Source organism: Arthrobacter sp. TJ-254 (assembly GCF_058269175.1).
The window spans coordinates 93,639-107,874 of sequence record NZ_JBZCNF010000002.1 but is presented as its reverse complement, the minus strand read 5'-3'; the positions used below and the strand labels follow the sequence as shown (position 1 = coordinate 107,874).

Annotated in this window: 15 protein-coding genes and 1 riboswitch; of the genes, 2 read left to right on the top strand and 13 right to left on the bottom strand. The window is 67.3% G+C overall.

The window, feature by feature from the left end; genetic code table 11:
• Nucleotides 1–102: 102 nt before the first annotated feature.
• The 5 genes from rpsN to AC4D14_RS05525 form a co-directional block, all read right to left on the bottom strand.
• Complete coding sequence (gene rpsN / locus AC4D14_RS05545) at nt 103–408, bottom strand: 30S ribosomal protein S14 (RefSeq protein ID WP_049830829.1); 306 nt, start codon at nt 406–408, stop codon at nt 103–105.
• A 3-nt stretch (nt 409–411) separates the two neighbouring features.
• On the bottom strand, nt 412–579 hold the full coding sequence (rpmG, locus tag AC4D14_RS05540) for a 50S ribosomal protein L33 (protein ID WP_019481734.1): 168 nt from the start codon (nt 577–579) through the stop codon (nt 412–414).
• Nucleotides 579–815, bottom strand: a complete 237-nt coding sequence (gene rpmB, locus AC4D14_RS05535) for a 50S ribosomal protein L28 (RefSeq protein ID WP_026545364.1) — start codon at nt 813–815, stop codon at nt 579–581. Before rpmB ends, rpmG begins: the two co-directional genes overlap by 1 nt.
• A gap of 336 nt (nt 816–1,151) precedes the next feature.
• Entirely contained in the window at nt 1,152–1,646 is a 495-nt protein-coding gene (locus AC4D14_RS05530; protein ID WP_490900600.1) for a MarR family winged helix-turn-helix transcriptional regulator, read from the bottom strand.
• Complete coding sequence (locus tag AC4D14_RS05525; protein ID WP_490900599.1) at nt 1,643–2,419, bottom strand: SGNH/GDSL hydrolase family protein; 777 nt, start codon at nt 2,417–2,419, stop codon at nt 1,643–1,645. The genes AC4D14_RS05530 and AC4D14_RS05525 overlap by 4 nt, the downstream gene beginning before the upstream one ends.
• A 107-nt stretch (nt 2,420–2,526) precedes the next feature.
• On the opposite strand from AC4D14_RS05525, the gene AC4D14_RS05520 reads away from it, so the two are divergent.
• Nucleotides 2,527–3,489, top strand: coding sequence for a diacylglycerol/lipid kinase family protein (locus AC4D14_RS05520; RefSeq protein ID WP_490900598.1), 963 nt, complete (start codon nt 2,527–2,529; stop codon nt 3,487–3,489).
• Between the two features lie 51 nt (nt 3,490–3,540).
• On the opposite strand, the gene AC4D14_RS05515 is transcribed toward AC4D14_RS05520, so the two are convergent.
• The 6 genes from AC4D14_RS05515 to AC4D14_RS05490 form a co-directional block, all read right to left on the bottom strand.
• Nucleotides 3,541–4,350, bottom strand: a complete 810-nt coding sequence (locus AC4D14_RS05515; protein WP_490900597.1) for a M23 family metallopeptidase — start codon at nt 4,348–4,350, stop codon at nt 3,541–3,543.
• Nucleotides 4,351–4,353: 3 nt separating this feature from the next.
• Nucleotides 4,354–4,562: riboswitch (cyclic di-AMP (ydaO/yuaA leader) on the bottom strand.
• Nucleotides 4,563–4,682: 120 nt separating this feature from the next.
• Nucleotides 4,683–5,747 carry a siderophore-interacting protein gene (locus tag AC4D14_RS05510; RefSeq protein WP_490900596.1) on the bottom strand — a complete coding sequence of 355 codons (1,065 nt, stop codon included), beginning with the start codon at nt 5,745–5,747 and terminating at the stop codon, nt 4,683–4,685.
• A complete protein-coding gene (locus tag AC4D14_RS05505) occupies nt 5,744–6,637 on the bottom strand; it encodes an ABC transporter ATP-binding protein (RefSeq protein WP_490900595.1) in 894 nt (297 codons plus the stop codon). The genes AC4D14_RS05510 and AC4D14_RS05505 overlap by 4 nt, the downstream gene beginning before the upstream one ends.
• Before the next feature lies 1 nt (nt 6,638).
• Complete coding sequence (locus AC4D14_RS05500) at nt 6,639–7,625, bottom strand: FecCD family ABC transporter permease (protein WP_490901510.1); 987 nt, start codon at nt 7,623–7,625, stop codon at nt 6,639–6,641.
• Between the two features lie 47 nt (nt 7,626–7,672).
• Nucleotides 7,673–8,719 carry a FecCD family ABC transporter permease gene (locus AC4D14_RS05495; protein ID WP_490900594.1) on the bottom strand — a complete coding sequence of 349 codons (1,047 nt, stop codon included), beginning with the start codon at nt 8,717–8,719 and terminating at the stop codon, nt 7,673–7,675.
• A 112-nt stretch (nt 8,720–8,831) separates the two neighbouring features.
• Nucleotides 8,832–9,926 carry a YihY/virulence factor BrkB family protein gene (locus AC4D14_RS05490; RefSeq protein WP_490900593.1) on the bottom strand — a complete coding sequence of 365 codons (1,095 nt, stop codon included), beginning with the start codon at nt 9,924–9,926 and terminating at the stop codon, nt 8,832–8,834.
• Between the two features lie 148 nt (nt 9,927–10,074).
• Between AC4D14_RS05490 and AC4D14_RS05485 the strand changes: the two genes are divergently transcribed.
• On the top strand, nt 10,075–11,145 hold the full coding sequence (locus AC4D14_RS05485) for an NAD-dependent epimerase/dehydratase family protein (RefSeq protein ID WP_490900592.1): 1,071 nt from the start codon (nt 10,075–10,077) through the stop codon (nt 11,143–11,145).
• Here AC4D14_RS05485 and AC4D14_RS05480 read toward each other — a convergent pair.
• Both AC4D14_RS05480 and AC4D14_RS05475 read right to left on the bottom strand, forming a co-directional pair.
• Nucleotides 11,142–13,229 (bottom strand): ATP-binding protein, encoded by a 2,088-nt coding sequence (locus AC4D14_RS05480; RefSeq protein ID WP_490900591.1) that lies wholly within the window; start codon nt 13,227–13,229, stop codon nt 11,142–11,144. The genes AC4D14_RS05485 and AC4D14_RS05480 overlap by 4 nt on opposite strands.
• A 179-nt stretch (nt 13,230–13,408) precedes the next feature.
• Nucleotides 13,409–14,230, bottom strand: coding sequence for a CPBP family glutamic-type intramembrane protease (locus tag AC4D14_RS05475; protein WP_490900590.1), 822 nt, complete (start codon nt 14,228–14,230; stop codon nt 13,409–13,411).
• Nucleotides 14,231–14,236 lie beyond the last annotated feature (6 nt).

Genomic DNA, 14,236 nt, shown 5'->3' with positions numbered 1-14,236 from the left:
CCGGCGGGCCGCTGCCGGCCGTGCGCTGAAGGGGATCAGGACCCCGGGGCATAAGAAAAGCCGGCGGCCCGTAGGCCGCCGGCTTTCCTCAACCGTCGTGGATTACCAGCTGGACTTGGTCACGCCGGGCAGCTCGCCGCGGTGTGCCATGTCGCGGAACCGGACACGGGAGATGCCAAACTTCTGGAGGGTGCCGCGGGGGCGCCCATCGATCTGGTCGCGGTTGCGGAGGCGGACCGGCGACGCGTTGCGCGGCAGCTTCTGCAGGCCGAGGCGAGCCGCTTCGCGGGCGTCGTCGGTAGCGTTTTCGTCGACCAGGGTCTTCTTGAGTTCGAGGCGCTTCGCAGCGTAGCGCTCAACAATAACCTTGCGCTGCTCATTGCGAGCAATTTTTGACTTCTTGGCCATTGTTTAGCGCTCCTCTCGGAATTCGACGTGCTTGCGGATCTTGGGGTCGTACTTCATCAGGACCATGCGGTCAGGGTCGTTACGACGGTTCTTCCGGGTCACGTAGGTGTACCCGGTGCCCGCAGTGGACTTCAGCTTAATGATGGGACGTACGTCCTTGTCCTTTGCCACTAGAGCTTCACTCCCCTCGCCTGGATCTCGGCCACGACGGCGTCAATGCCACGCACATCGATGGTCTTGATGCCGCGGGCCGAAACCTGCAGCGTGACGTTGCGGCGCAGGGACGGAACCCAGTAGCGCTTCTTCTGAATATTCGGGTCGAACCGACGCTTCGTGCGGCGGTGCGAGTGCGAAATGCTGTGTCCAAAGCCAGGCTCGGCTCCGGTCACTTGGCAGTGGGCTGCCATAACTCTCCTCCAGTTAGATGATCGTGACGAAATCACTTTTAAAGCGTCCCGCCACCAGTAATGACACCGTTATTACTGCAGCTTTCCGGAGGTGGACCTGGCAGGGTGAGAACCTGCCGAGGCGCCTCGCCGCGGGGAAGACGGTGAAGTTGAGGTCGGCGTGCGGGCGCGAAGCCCTGCGACGACCTTAATTCCAGGTAGTTACGGGTAGCTGGGCCGACCCCGGCATGCGGGATCCAGCTCAACCAAACGCCATACCATACTACGGGTCGTCCGCCGCTGAGCCAAACCGGGGGAAGGGATTCTTCGGCGTCGGCGCCGGCAACGGGGCCGCGCCTACCGCTCTCCGGGCGTCCCTTCCTTGAGAATCCAGGAATCGTGCTTGAGGCTGCCGAGGATTTTCCGCCCGACCCGCTCCAGGTCCGCGACATCGCGGTCGTCGAGCGGGTTGAAGACGAGGCTGCGCACCTGCCCCACGTGGGCGACGGCCAGCTGCTTCACCGTTTTCAGTCCCTCCGCGGTGAGGGCGGCGGTCGTCACCCTCCCGTCCTTCGCCGAAGGGTTGCGGATGACCCACCCGCGCTGCTCGAGCTTCTTGACCACGTGGCTGAGGCGGGACAGCGAAGCCGTTGACCGGTCGGCAAGTTCACTCATGGGAAGGGTGGTCCGTTGCGCCTCGGAGAGCATCGCCAGCACATGGTAGTCAAAAAGGGTGATGCGCGCCTCGCGGAAGAGGTGGGCGTCGAGGGCGCCGGGCAGCAGCGTCGAGACGGCGTAGAGGGCAAGCCAGGCCCTGCGTTCCTCGGCGCTGAGCCAATCCGGTTCGGTCATCGTCGCACCAAGTCCGGCTGGGTGAGCTCGGGATACCTTGCCCGGAGCTCGTCGCCGGAGGAGACCCCGCGCAGGCGCCGTCCCACCCAGGGCGAGAGGTGGTCGCGGGCCCATTGCGCGTCGGCGCGGAGCTGCCGCAGCCGCGAGAGCGCCGGCCGTGCCTCGAGTTCCGGCGTGTCGACGCTGTGCGAGGCTGCGAGGACCTCCAGCACGCGCATCGCCATCAGGGTGTGGCCGGCCGTCGACATGTGCATGCGGTCGACGTCCCAGTAACCCCAGTTCTGGAACTCGCGCATCCTCCAATAGTCGACGATCACGGCACCGCGGCGGTCCGCGACCTCCCGTATGAGTTCGTTGTACACGGCGGTGCGGCCGCGCGTCTTGCTGAAGACTGCCGAAGCCGACGAGTCGAAGCCTGTGAACAGCACGACCGTTGCACCGCTGTCGGCGAGCCGGGCGATCCCCGCGTCGTACCCCTCGACGAGGCGGTCGATGTCGACGCGCGGGCGCAGCAGGTCGTTGGCTCCGGCATAGAGGCTCACGAGCGTGGGACGCAGCCGGAGCGCCGGTTCGATCTGCTCGTCGAGGATCTGCTGCATTTTCTTTCCCCGCACGGCCAGGTTCGCGTACCCCCAGCCCGGGTCGGCGAGGATGAGCTGCTCCGCCACGCGGTCGGCCCAGCCGCGCACCCCATTGGGGCTGCCGGGATCCCAGTCCCCCACTCCTTCAGTGAACGAATCGCCAAGTGCGACGTACCGCTGAGTAAATTCCACCCGGACAGGCTACCCCGTCCTCCTCCCGGTCCGGGGACTCAGCGCGGTAAGCTCATGCGCAGATGCCCCTTGGCGCGCCATTTTCCGCACTTCGACCGAAGGACTCCATGACCACCACCCCCGGCACACCCGGACGGCGAGCAGCACTCATCCTGAACCCGATCAAGAACACCGGGCAGGACGTGCGGGAGATCGTCGCGCGCATTTCGGCGCGGGAAGGGTGGCTTGAGCCGCTGATTTTGGAGACCACGCCGGAGGACCCCGGCCACGGCCAGGCGCAGGAGGCGCTGCGTGCCGGGGTCGACGTCGTCATTGCGGCCGGCGGCGACGGCACCGTGCGCTGCGTCGCGGAGGAGCTGTCGGGCACTGACACGGTGATGGCGCTGGTGCCGCTGGGGACAGGGAACCTCCTGGCTCGCAACCTCGACATCGCCGTGGACAACCCCGAGGAGGCCGTTGAGACCGCGTTCAACGGGACCGAGCGCAGGATCGACGTCGTCCATGTCACGGTTGACCGCGCGCAGGAGGCCCACGTGTTCCTGGTGATGGCCGGGCTCGGTTACGACGCCGCCATCATGTCGGATACGCGCGATGACCTGAAGGACCGCGTGGGCTGGCTCGCGTATGTCGACGCGGGCATCCGGAACCTTCCGGGCCGTCCGGCACGCACCACAATCACCGTTGACGGCGGCCGGCCCTTCGAGCGCCGGCTGCGCAGCGTGATGGGCGGGAACTGCGGAAAGATCATGGGTGGGCTCGAAATTTTCCCGGGCGCCAAGATCGACGACGGCCTCCTTGACCTCATGACCGTCGCTCCGCGGGGAAAGCTGGGTTGGCTCAACGTGGCCGGGAAACTGTTTGCCCGCGGGAAGGGCAAAGACCCGTCCCTTCAGTACTTCCAGTGCAGCCGCGCCGAAGTGCAGCTCCACGAACCGCTTGAGGTCCAGCTTGACGGAGACCCGCTGGGACGGGCCACGCACATGTCCTTCGAAATGATGCCCGAGGCGCTGCGGCTGCGCATGCCCTTCGGTAGCAAGGACCCTGCAATCCTGAGCAACCCCCTGCCGTAATCCGGCACGCGCTGCAGGCTGCTGCAGCATCACGCCCGGCGGGCGCGCTTCCTACAGGTAGGGAAGCGGGTCGACCTTGGCGTCGTTGATCAGCACTTCAAAGTGGAGGTGGCAGCCTGTGGAGTTGCCGGTGGTCCCCACAGCGCCGATCAGGGACCCGCGGGAAACCTTCTGCCCCACGCTGGCCCCGAGCTGGCTGAGGTGGTTGTAGGTGGTCTTCATTCCGGCGCCGTGGTCGATGACGATCCGCTGGCCTCCACCGTAGGGGTGCCAGCTTGAGTCGATGACCTTGCCGTCGTCCGCTGCCTTGACCGGGGTGCCGCACGCTCCCGCGTAGTCGATGCCGGTGTGGAGTTCGGGTGCGTATCCGCCGAGCGGGTTCACCCGGTATCCGAAGGTCGAGGCGACCGAAAGGTTGTCGAGGGGTGCTGCGAGGGCTGCGGCCTTCTTGGCCTTCGCCTTCTTGACGCTGCTGGAGAGGGCCTTGGCCTTCGCTTCGGCCTTGCCTGCGACGGCGGCGGGGCTCTGCCGGCCGAAGTCGATCTTCGCCTTGGCGTCGGCGGTCACCTCGGGCGCCGGTTCGGCCGCGGCCGCCTGGCTGATCGGGGACTCGGCGGTTGCCTGGGAAGGGGCGACGGCACCCATGATGAGCCCTGCCCCAACGAACAGTGCTCCCGCGGCGAGGCCGCCCTGGCGGATCCTCGCGGTCAGGCTGCCCTTGCCGCTCCGGGCCGACGGTTGCGGACGCAGGTCGCGACGGCTGGGAAGTTCGCAGGGTCGGTCGGACACCACGGTTGCTGCAGGAGTGCTCGGGACGGCTCCGGGCGCGCGGCGGCGCCCGGACATGGCCGGCTGGGTCACGAAAATACCTCTCTCGAACGCCGGCGAAGTTAGCTGTCGGGTTCGAGCAAGAGTTGACTCGGCCCCACTGCGCAACGCAGCGGCAGCTTGCGCTGCGGCTCGTTGCACTGCGGACAGTTAGTGCAGTGAAGGCTTCACCCCGAGGCAGTCGCTGACTGCCGGGTGGTGGGTCCTCCGCCCCTGTCATGCAAGGTTGAGGGCGGTCCGCTGACAGGGTTTGGCGTGCGGACCTCAAAAGTTGGTTCAGACTCCGAGTAATACTACTCGCTTCGCCTAAAGTTACAATTCCGTTACATGGCTTCCGGCGTGTCGTTGTGTGAAGCGCTGCACAATCATGCCGATTCGGCCCGGCCGAGGCGCCAGTACCCCATGAAGGCCACCTGTTTCCGGTCGATGCCGACCTCGCGCACCAGATAGCGGCGCAGGCCGCGGACCACTGCCGCCTCCCCCGCGATCCAGGCGTAGAAGGGCCGGGTTCCGGCGGGCTGGTCACCGCCGCCGTTCTCATGCCCGGAGGCCTCAAGGCGCTGCGGCGTCTCCCACAGGACGGCCTGTTCGATGTCGACGTCCTCGGGTTCGGGGCCCGCTGCCACTTCCCCGCCGTCGGCGCCGCCCGGCGCTGCCCCGAGGGCGGCCCACCCGGGCTGGGGAACCGCATTGCGCACCGCGGCTCCGAGGAGTTCACCGTGTTCGCACCCGTTACGGACCAGCCAGGTGACCGCCACCTTCGAGGCCGTGGGAAGCGGCTGGATGTCGGCGGCGTCGGGAACTTCAAGGAAGGCATGGCCTCCCATGTCGGCGGGCAGCGTTTCAAGGATCGCGCCGATGGCCGGAACGGCGGTTTCGTCGCCGGCAAGCAGCACGCGCTGCGCCAGGCCCGGGGCCCACTCGATGCCGCCGTAGGCGCCTGCGGTGGAGCAGCGCGCGGCGTTAACGTTCGGTCCGATGAGGCATATCCTGCTGCCGGGACCGGCGGCCGCCGCCCACTGCGAGGCGGGTCCGCCCCTGCCGTTCGCGTCGAAGTGGAGTACGAAGTCGACGTCAATTTCCGGTTCTGCCGCCGTGCAGCGCGTGCTGCGCACGGTGTAGGTCCTCATTGCGCCGCGCACTGCCGGGTCGAGGCCGAGCCACTGCTGGTACCAGCCGCGGCCCTCCGGATCGGCCCGCATCAGTGCGGCGATGTCGGGCGCGTTCCCGTCGGCCGGCGGGATCAGCACCTTGATCCGCAGGTCGTGGGTGGGTCCTACGACCCCGAAGTCCTTCAGGCTTGGCCCGGCGAAGGTGATGCGGTTGAAGTTCGCACCGATCCTTTGGACGCGTTTGACTTCAACATCGAACGTCAGCATGACCGGAACCGCGGGCTGGGTGTGCGGTGGGCGGTGCGTCAGGTCGGTCATGATGCAGCACCGGAGCGTTCGGAGCCTGCCACTGCCGCGCCATGGTGGCGGCCGATCGGCACCACCAGGGGCGTGCCGGAGACGGGGTCGGGGATCACCTGGCACTGCAGGCCGAACACCTCGGACACGATGTGCTGCGTGACCACTTCGGACGGCAGGCCCTGCGCAAGGATCCGGCCGTTCTTCACGGCGATGAGGTGGTCGGCGTACCGGGCGGCCAGGTTGAGGTCGTGGAGCACCATCGCCACGGTCGTCCCCGCCCTCCGGTTCAGGTCCGTGATCAGGTCGAGCACTTCGACCTGGTGTGTCACATCGAGGAAGGTGGTTGGCTCGTCAAGGAGCAGGATTGCTGTTTCCTGGGCCAGGGCAAGGGCGATCCAGACCCTCTGCCGCTGTCCGCCGGACAGCTCGTCGACGGGGCGGTCGGCGAGTTCGGTGATGCCTGTGGCCTCAAGCGCGGCGGCAACAGCGGCGTCGTCTTCGGGTTTCCACTGCCGGAACCAGCCTTGGTGCGGATAGCGTCCGCGTCCGATCAGATCGGTGACGGTGATCCCTTCGGGGGAAACCGGAGCCTGCGGCAGGAGTCCGAGGGTGCGCGCCACGGCTCGTGTGGGCAGTGAGTGGATGTCCTCGCCGTCGAGCAGTACGGTGCCGCTGGCGGGCTTGAGCAGCCGGGCCAGCCCGCGCAGCAGGGTTGACTTGCCGCTGGCGTTGGCGCCGACGATCACGCTGACCTGTCCCTGCGGCAGCGTTACCGACAGATCCTCGACCACTCGGCGGTCGTCGTAGGAGAGTGTGAGCGAGCGGGCCGCGAGGGTGTGAGCCGGAGGCTTGGGTCCCGGTGATGCGGTGGTGAACACAGTGGTGGACACAGTGGTGGATAGAGCCATGTCAGCCTCCCTGGCCGGAACGGTTTACGGATAGGAGCAGCCCCAGCAGGACCGGCGCGCCGAGGGCTCCGGTGATCACCCCGACAGGAAGGGATCCTCCCGGAACGAGGTTCGCTGCGGCGAAGTCCGCTGCGAGGACGAGCGCCGCCCCCACAAGCCCGGCCATCAAGAGGGAGGGCCTTCCGCCGAGCAGGCGCCGCGCAATGGGGCCGGAGAGGAAGGCGACGGCGGCAACAGGTCCCGCCGCGGCGGTTGAGACTGCGGCGAGGCCGACGCCGGTGAAGATCAGGGCGAGCCTGGACCATTCGACCCTGACTCCGAGCCCTGCCGCCGCGTCGTCGCCGAGCTCGAGGATCCCGAGGCTCCGGGCGAGCACCGCGGCCGCGGGGAGCAGCAGGCACAGGCTGGCGCTCAGGATGCCCACGCGGTTCCAGTTGCTTGAGTTAAGCGACCCGTTGAGCCATACGAGGGCTTCACCGGCGGTGCGGATGTCGGCGCGGGTGATGAGGAAATTCACGAGTGCGTGCATCACCGCGGCAAAGCCGATGCCCACCAGGATCAACCGGTGCCCGGCAAGGCCGTCGCGTCGGGCCGTCAGGTAGATGGCTGCGGCAACCGCCAGCGCTCCGACGAGCGCCGCCAGCGACACCGGCACTCCCGAGGCACCGAACAGCACGATCGCGGCCACAGCGGAGGCGCTCGCTCCGTAGCTGATCCCGATGATGTCGGGACTGGCCAGCGGGTTGCGCAGCAGGGTCTGGAAAAGCGCTCCGGCAACGCCGAAGCCCACCCCGACCAGCAGGCCGGCCACCGCGCGGGGGAGCTTGTTTTCCCTCACGATGAAACTTGCGCCGGGGATGTCTGCCCCACCAATGATGCGGAACAGGTCCGGAACCGTCACGGTGTAGGAGCCAAGGAGAACCGAGACGCAGAACAGCGTCACAACCAGGGCCGCGGCGGCAACCACCCGGCCCCGGAGTCCGGGGATGCCGGGGCGGCGGCGCCGTGCAACAGCGCCGGCGCCATTGAGCGCGGTCAAAGGTGTGCCAGCTTCCGGCGGCGCAGGAGCCAGATGAACACCGGCGCGCCGACCACGGCGGTCATGATGCCGACCTGGATTTCGCCCGGGGGCAGGAGGACGCGGCCGATGATATCGGCACCCAGCAGGAGCACGGGCGCCAGGACCACACAGAACGGCAGGATCCACCGGTAGTCCGCTCCGACAATCAGCCGCACGAAGTGGGGAACAACAAGGCCGACGAAAGCGATCGGACCCGCGGCGGCGGTTGCGCTGCCGCAGAGGAGGACGATCCCGCCGGCGGTGATGCCGCGGGCCAGTCCGACGTTCTGACCCAGGCCGCGCGCCATGTCATCGCCGAGGGCGAGGCTGTTGAGCAGCTTCCCGGTTCCGAGGACAAGGAGGAGCCCGGCGGCAAGGAACGGAGCCACGGCAAGCAGCACCTCCCAGCCGCGTCCGGAGATCGTTCCGACCTGCCAGAAGCGGAACTGGTCGAGGGTTTCCCGGCTGGTGACGAGGAATGCGTTGGTCAGGCTGCCCAGTCCTCCCGCGAGCGCCGCTCCGGCGAGGGCGAGCTTGACCGGCGTCGCGCCCTCCCTGCCCGCGCTTGCAACCGTGTAGACAACCGCTGCTGCTGCGGCGGCGCCGGCGAAGGCGAACCATACGTAGCCGGACGGCTGGCTTATTCCGAACAGATGGATGCCCACCACCACGGCCAGGGCGGCGCCGGCGTTGATGCCGAGGATGCCGGGGTCGGCGAGGGGGTTCCGGGCCACGCCCTGCATTGCCGCGCCTGCGGTGCCGAGGGCGGCCCCCACCAGGAGGCCGGTGACGGTCCGTGGTACCCGGGAGGCAAGGACCGCGTGGTCGCCATTGCCGGGGTCGAAGGCGGTGAAGGCGTCGACGATTGTCCCCACGGGTACGGGCCTTGCGCCGATCACAAGCGATGCCGCGCACACCAGCACGAGGATGGCGGCTGCGGCGATGAGCTTGGCGACGCTCCCGCGCGGTCCCGGCGTTGCCGGAGGGGCCGGCTGCTGGAGAACGGGGCTCAACCCGGCCATGCGCCCTCCTTCAGCCGTTCCGTCGTGTAAAGGAAGGCTAACCTACGCCGGCGGGGATTAGGAAACGGGAACGTGTCCTAATCCCCGCCGGCAAGGAGGGTGGTGAAAGCGCCTATCGGTTGGCGGACTTGCGCGAGAAACGGTGCCGGATTTCCCGCCCGTCGTTCGCGAGCTTCCTGAACTTCTCCTCTTTCTTCTTCGTCGCCTTGGTGTCCCGCGGGGGAAGCTGGATCATTTCCTCGGCCTCGATGCCTGCCTGGAGCTGGCGTCCGCGCTCCACCTCGGCGTCGAACTCGACGCCGAACAGCAGCGAGAGGTTGGCCAGCCAGAGCCACAGCAGGAAGATGATGACGCCGGCGATTGCGCCATAGGTCTTGTCATAGCTGCCGAAGTTGGCCACGTAGAGCGAGAAGGCGGCCGTGGTGATGGCCAGGACGAGGAGGGCGATGAACGCCCCCATGCTCATCCAGCGGAACTTGGGCTGCTTGACGTTCGGTGAACCGTAGTAGAGGACCGCGATCGTGATGACCGCGAAGGCCACCATGACCGGCCACTTGGCGATGTCCCAGATTGCCACGGCGGTAGAGCCGAGACCGATGGTGTCGCCTACGGACTGCGCGATGGGGCCGGTCAGCACGAGCAGCAGGGCCATGATCACGATCAGGATGAGCACGACGACGGTGATCAGGAGCATCTGCGGGCGGAGCTTGAAGAAGGGGCGTCCTTCTTCAACCTCGTACACCCGGTTCATTGCGCGGGAGAACGCGGTGACATACCCGGAGGCCGACCAGATGGCGCCCAGCAGACCGACGACGAGGCCGAGGCCCGCCGCCTGGTTGGACGCGAGCTGCGTCACGACGCCTTCGACGGTGTCCAGCGAACCTTCCGGGGCAAAGTCTCCGACGATCCCCATCACGGTGTTGGTTGTTGTTTCGGCCTGGCCGAAAATCCCGAGCAGCGAGACCAGGGCCAGGATCCCGGGAAAGATTGAGAGCACGGCGTAGTAGGTCAGCGCCGCGGCGATGTCGGTGCACTGGTCCTTGCCGAATTCCGAGACGGTCCGCTTCAGAATGTAGCCCCAGGCCGGCTTTGCAAGGTCGGTGGGGTCGTCGGGCTTGCGCGAGTCATTCGGGTCAGGACTCTGGCTCGCTCTGAGGCGGGTCGCTTCTTCCTTGGAATCCGCCTGGGCTGCGTTCTTGCTGTTCACGTTACCTCCACAATGCTTGCCTGTCCGAAAGCCCAGCGGGCCACTTTCGTTGATTCCTTCAGGAGCTACTGCACCATAAGCTTACTTACTAGTCCAGTTGGATGACAGCGTCTACGGTTGAATGAAGCAGAAATAAAGGAGCCAGCTCATGCGCATCGTTGTCATTGGCGCGACAGGGAACGTCGGCACGGCGGTACTGCGACGGCTTCACCGGGCGGCGGCCGAACGTGCGGGAACGGGCGCGGAACCGATCACGATTTCCGGGGTGGCCCGGCGCGCTCCGGACACCTCCGCGGCTCCCTACAGCGGCGTCGACTGGCACGAACTCGACGCGGGAACGGGCGCCGGGCGCGCGCAGCTCAGCGAAGTCCTGACGGGCGCCGATGCGCTGATCCACCTCGCCTGGGAGATCCAGCCCAACCGCAATGAGGCCCAGCTGCACCGCAGCAACGTCATTGGAACGGAAAATGTCCTGCGGGCGGCTGCGGACGCCCGCGTGCGCCACGTGGTGTGCGCCTCCTCCGTCGGGGCCTATTCGCCCTCCGACAAGGATTCACGCAAGGACGAGTCCTGGCCGACACGGGGCATCGTGACCTCCCATTACAGCCGCCACAAGGCCGAGCAGGAACGCCTGCTTGACCGCTTCGAATACCTGTACCCCGAAATTCCCGTGGCACGGCTCCGCCCGGGGCTGATCTTCCAGGCGCGGGCCGGAAGCGAGATAGGGCGCTATTTCCTTGGCCCGCTCATCCCCAAAATCTTTCTGGGCCGGGTGCCCCTGCCGGTGCTGCCCATCCCGCATCAGCTCATTTTCCAGGCCGTCCACGCCGACGACGTCGCCGACGCCTACTGGCGCGTTGTCGACCAGCGCGCGTCGGGTGCCTTCAACATCGCCGCGGAACCGGAACTGACCCCGGCCCGCGTGGCCGGGGCACTGCGCGCCCAGCGCGTCCTCAACATCCCCGTGCCGCTGCTGCGGGCGGTGGTGGGCCTGAGCTGGCGGCTTGGACTGCAGCGGACCGACCCCGGCTGGATCGACATGGCTGCCCAGGCGCCGATCATGAACACCGACAAGGCAGCGGGGATTCTCGGTTGGAGCGCGCAGCACTCCTCGGTCGAGGCGCTGACAGCGGTGCTCGAGGGTCTGCGCGACGGCAAGGGGCACACCGCTTCGCCGGCCCTCTACCCCCGGGGCCTCCGGCGCAGGTTTGGGCACTAGCGCCCCTTCCCGGGAACCGATTCCTCTTTTCCGGCTCCCTGCGCCTGCGGCGGGGCGGTTGAAATTCCCGCGGGAAGCTGTTCCGGCCGGTTCGGAAGGGTGAAGGTGAAGGTCGATCCGCCGTCGGGCCCGTCCTCAACGTAGATCCGTCCGCCGTGGTTTTCCACGATGCGCCGGCAGATCGCCAGGCCCATGCCTGTGCCGCTGGCGTGGGAGATCCCGTTCGCGGACCTGTGGAGCTCGTTGAAGATTGCCTCCCGCTCCTCGGCGGCGACCCCGATTCCATTGTCGGCGACCCGTACTCGCGTCCAGCCCGTTTCCGGGTCCTCGTCCGAGGTCACCGTGACCATCGCCGTGCCGTCTTTCCTGCCGTACTTCACGGCGTTGCCGATCAGGTTCTCGAGAAGCTGGGAAAACAGGCGCGCGTCGGCGAAAACATGCCTACGGATGTCCGTGTGGAAGGTGACCGCCGGTGCCGTCGTGTCTACCGGAAGCGTCGAGCGCATCTCGAGGATCCCCGCGACGACCGCGGCGACGTCGACGGGCCCGGCTGCAATCTTGTCCTCCTCGGCCAGGCTGTAGGCCAGCAGTCCGCGGATCAGTGAACGCATCCGCTGGCTTGCCCGGCGAAGGCGGAGGATGGCGCCGCGGCGTTCACTGTCCGAGACTTCGTCGTCCTCAAGGATCTCGAGCCACCCGTCAAAGACGGTGAGGGGGGTGAGCAGGTCGTGGGCCGCTACCGAGGCGAACCGGGTGAGGTCGTCCTGGTGGCGGCGTTCCTCGGTGACGTTGCGGAAGACAGCCACTGCGCCCTGTCCGCCCGGCAGTGGGACGGCGTCTACCGAAAGCCGCACCACCTGCCCGTCGGCCCGGTGCAGTTCGACCGACGCGCGCTCCACCTTTTCGCCGGTGAGTGCCCGGGAGAGCGGCAACTCCTCGACCGACAGCCGTTCCGACCCGCCCGGGGCGCGCAGGTCGTAGCGCGCCACCCATTCCTCCCGGGTTGCCGGCATCCCTCCCCCGAGGCCTCGGATGCTTGCGGGGTTGCGCAGCAGCACCCGGCCGGAGCTGTCCGCGACAACGACGCCGTCATTCATCTTCTCGATCACCACGTCGCGGAGCCGGGTTGCAGCCTGCGCTTCTCGGTTGGCCTTTGAAAGGCGCCGGATGAGCTGCAGGCGTTCCTCAGTGATCAGTGCCAGCACAGCGGAAACGGAGAACGCGACGAAGGTGAAGAGCTGGGCCACATAGGCGGCTGTATCGGGCGGGAAGCTGTGAAACGGGCCGCGGCCGGAGAGGGTGAGCCAGATGAGGAGGATCCCGCTGCCCAGCCCGTAGGCCATCGCCCACTCCGGCCGCAGCCTGAGCCCGGCCCAGATGTTCGCCGGTATGAGGATGAATGCGATCGGCAGGGGGTCGACCCGCGCGAATCCGACAACGTACAGCACGCCTGTGGCTGCTAGAAGCGCAACTACTTCGACCGTGCGCACACCCGCGTCACGGGGTACGGGAACCGGGCGCAGGGCGGACCGGACGGCCACCAGGGCGAAGCTGCCGATCGCCACAAGGGAAACAGTGTTGCGGACCACCCACGCGAGGTAGGTCTGCAGCTGGCCCTGTGCACCGAGCACGAACCCGCCGGCCAGGAGGATCAATCCCGCGGCGGCGGCCGCGAGAACGGCGACGGCGGTGAGTCGGAAGTAGTCACCCAAGCCGCTGACGCTGCGGGACGGAACCATCCGCGAGAAGATGGCTGCCGCAGCCGCGCCTTGGACCGCACCCCCTAGCCCTCCGGCGACGGCGAGCACCGGCTCGAGCCCGGTGACCATGTTGATCAGGGAGATCAGAACGAATACGCCGCCCAGGGCTACGCTGCGTCCGGCACGCCGTGGCCATGCCCACAGGATCCACAGGAATCCGACACCTGCCACCGGCCAGGCGACCGCAAAACCGCTGCCCGGCAGCTGGGTGCTCCGGCCGACCAGCACCGCAAGCAGGACGGCGGCCGCGAATGCTCCATGGCGGGCTGCGCGCGGCAGGGCCGCGGTCCGCTCCGCGAGCTTACCGGTAATGCGTCCTTGCACGTGTCCCCGCTTAGTCAACCAGCACCCAAAACCCTGCCGCACCCTTGCCCCCATGGAGCGGCATCCCGGCCCGCACTGCGGGCTGTAAGAACCACCCTAGTCGCTCCACCGGGCGGGTTCACTGCGGCAGGAACCGGAGGCGCGCGCCACCATATCCGCACTTGACGAAAGGCTCCGGATCAGTAGAGAAAAATCGGGAGGAAGCTCCGGTTGTGCGCATGGAGGAGCACGAGGAAGAGTACGAAGTCGAACAATAGGTGGACGCTCACGATGTAGGAGAGCGACTTGGTGCGCGCGAAAATCCATCCCTGAATCACCGCGAAGGGGTAGATGAGGAAGGGGCCCCAGGAGTGGAACCCCAGCTCCCACAGGAACGAGGTGAACACCACCGCTTGGAGCAGGTTCGCCTGCCATTCCGGCAGGTGGCGGCGCAGCAGGGTGAAAATCGTGCAGATGAAGAACAGTTCGTCCCAGATGCCAAGGACGTTCGTGCCAAGGAACAGGCGGAAGACCGTGTCAGCCTCACTGGCCGCCGGCCAGTTCTGGTACACGCCGGTGGGAATCATGTACACCGGAAGCACGAGGTAGCCAATGACGACGACGGCGGCGAGGTACCAGCGCTCGGTGCGCGACCACTTCTGCCCGGTGAGCACGGGAAACCGGATGGCCCTGTCCCGCAAGACCCACCGGGACAGCGCGTACGGGAGGGCAACCGCGATGATCATCGCCGTGCCCATCACCGCCATGTGGTCGATGCTGATGTCGGTGGTGATCGGCACCGTGCTGATCACCACGATGCCCAGGGTGGCGAGGGCGAGGTCCTTGAACAGCGCCCTGCTGATAAACACCGCGGCCGTGAGCGCGACAGCGAGCAGGAGGTAGCCGGGCACCCGCTGCCCGAGCCCGAACAGAATAAAACCCGCCGCAGCGATGGCGATGGCAGGGATCAGGTTCAGTGCGGTTTGCCGGATCACCGGCTGCGTCGCGGGGATGGTGGTCACCCTTCG

What these genes read in the sequence shown, in the direction of transcription:
- AC4D14_RS05485 (WP_490900592.1), top strand. Translation starts at nt 10,075, where the DNA reads ATGCGCATCGTTGTCATTGGCGCGACAGGGAACGTCGGCACGGCGGTA.
- AC4D14_RS05495 (WP_490900594.1), bottom strand. Translation starts at nt 8,719, where the DNA reads ATGGCCGGGTTGAGCCCCGTTCTCCAGCAGCCGGCCCCTCCGGCAACG.
- AC4D14_RS05505 (WP_490900595.1), bottom strand. Translation starts at nt 6,637, where the DNA reads ATGGCTCTATCCACCACTGTGTCCACCACTGTGTTCACCACCGCATCA.
- AC4D14_RS05520 (WP_490900598.1), top strand. Translation starts at nt 2,527, where the DNA reads ATGACCACCACCCCCGGCACACCCGGACGGCGAGCAGCACTCATCCTG.
- rpsN (WP_049830829.1), bottom strand. Translation starts at nt 408, where the DNA reads ATGGCCAAGAAGTCAAAAATTGCTCGCAATGAGCAGCGCAAGGTTATT.
- rpmB (WP_026545364.1), bottom strand. Translation starts at nt 815, where the DNA reads ATGGCAGCCCACTGCCAAGTGACCGGAGCCGAGCCTGGCTTTGGACAC.
- AC4D14_RS05530 (WP_490900600.1), bottom strand. Translation starts at nt 1,646, where the DNA reads ATGACCGAACCGGATTGGCTCAGCGCCGAGGAACGCAGGGCCTGGCTT.
- AC4D14_RS05510 (WP_490900596.1), bottom strand. Translation starts at nt 5,747, where the DNA reads ATGACCGACCTGACGCACCGCCCACCGCACACCCAGCCCGCGGTTCCG.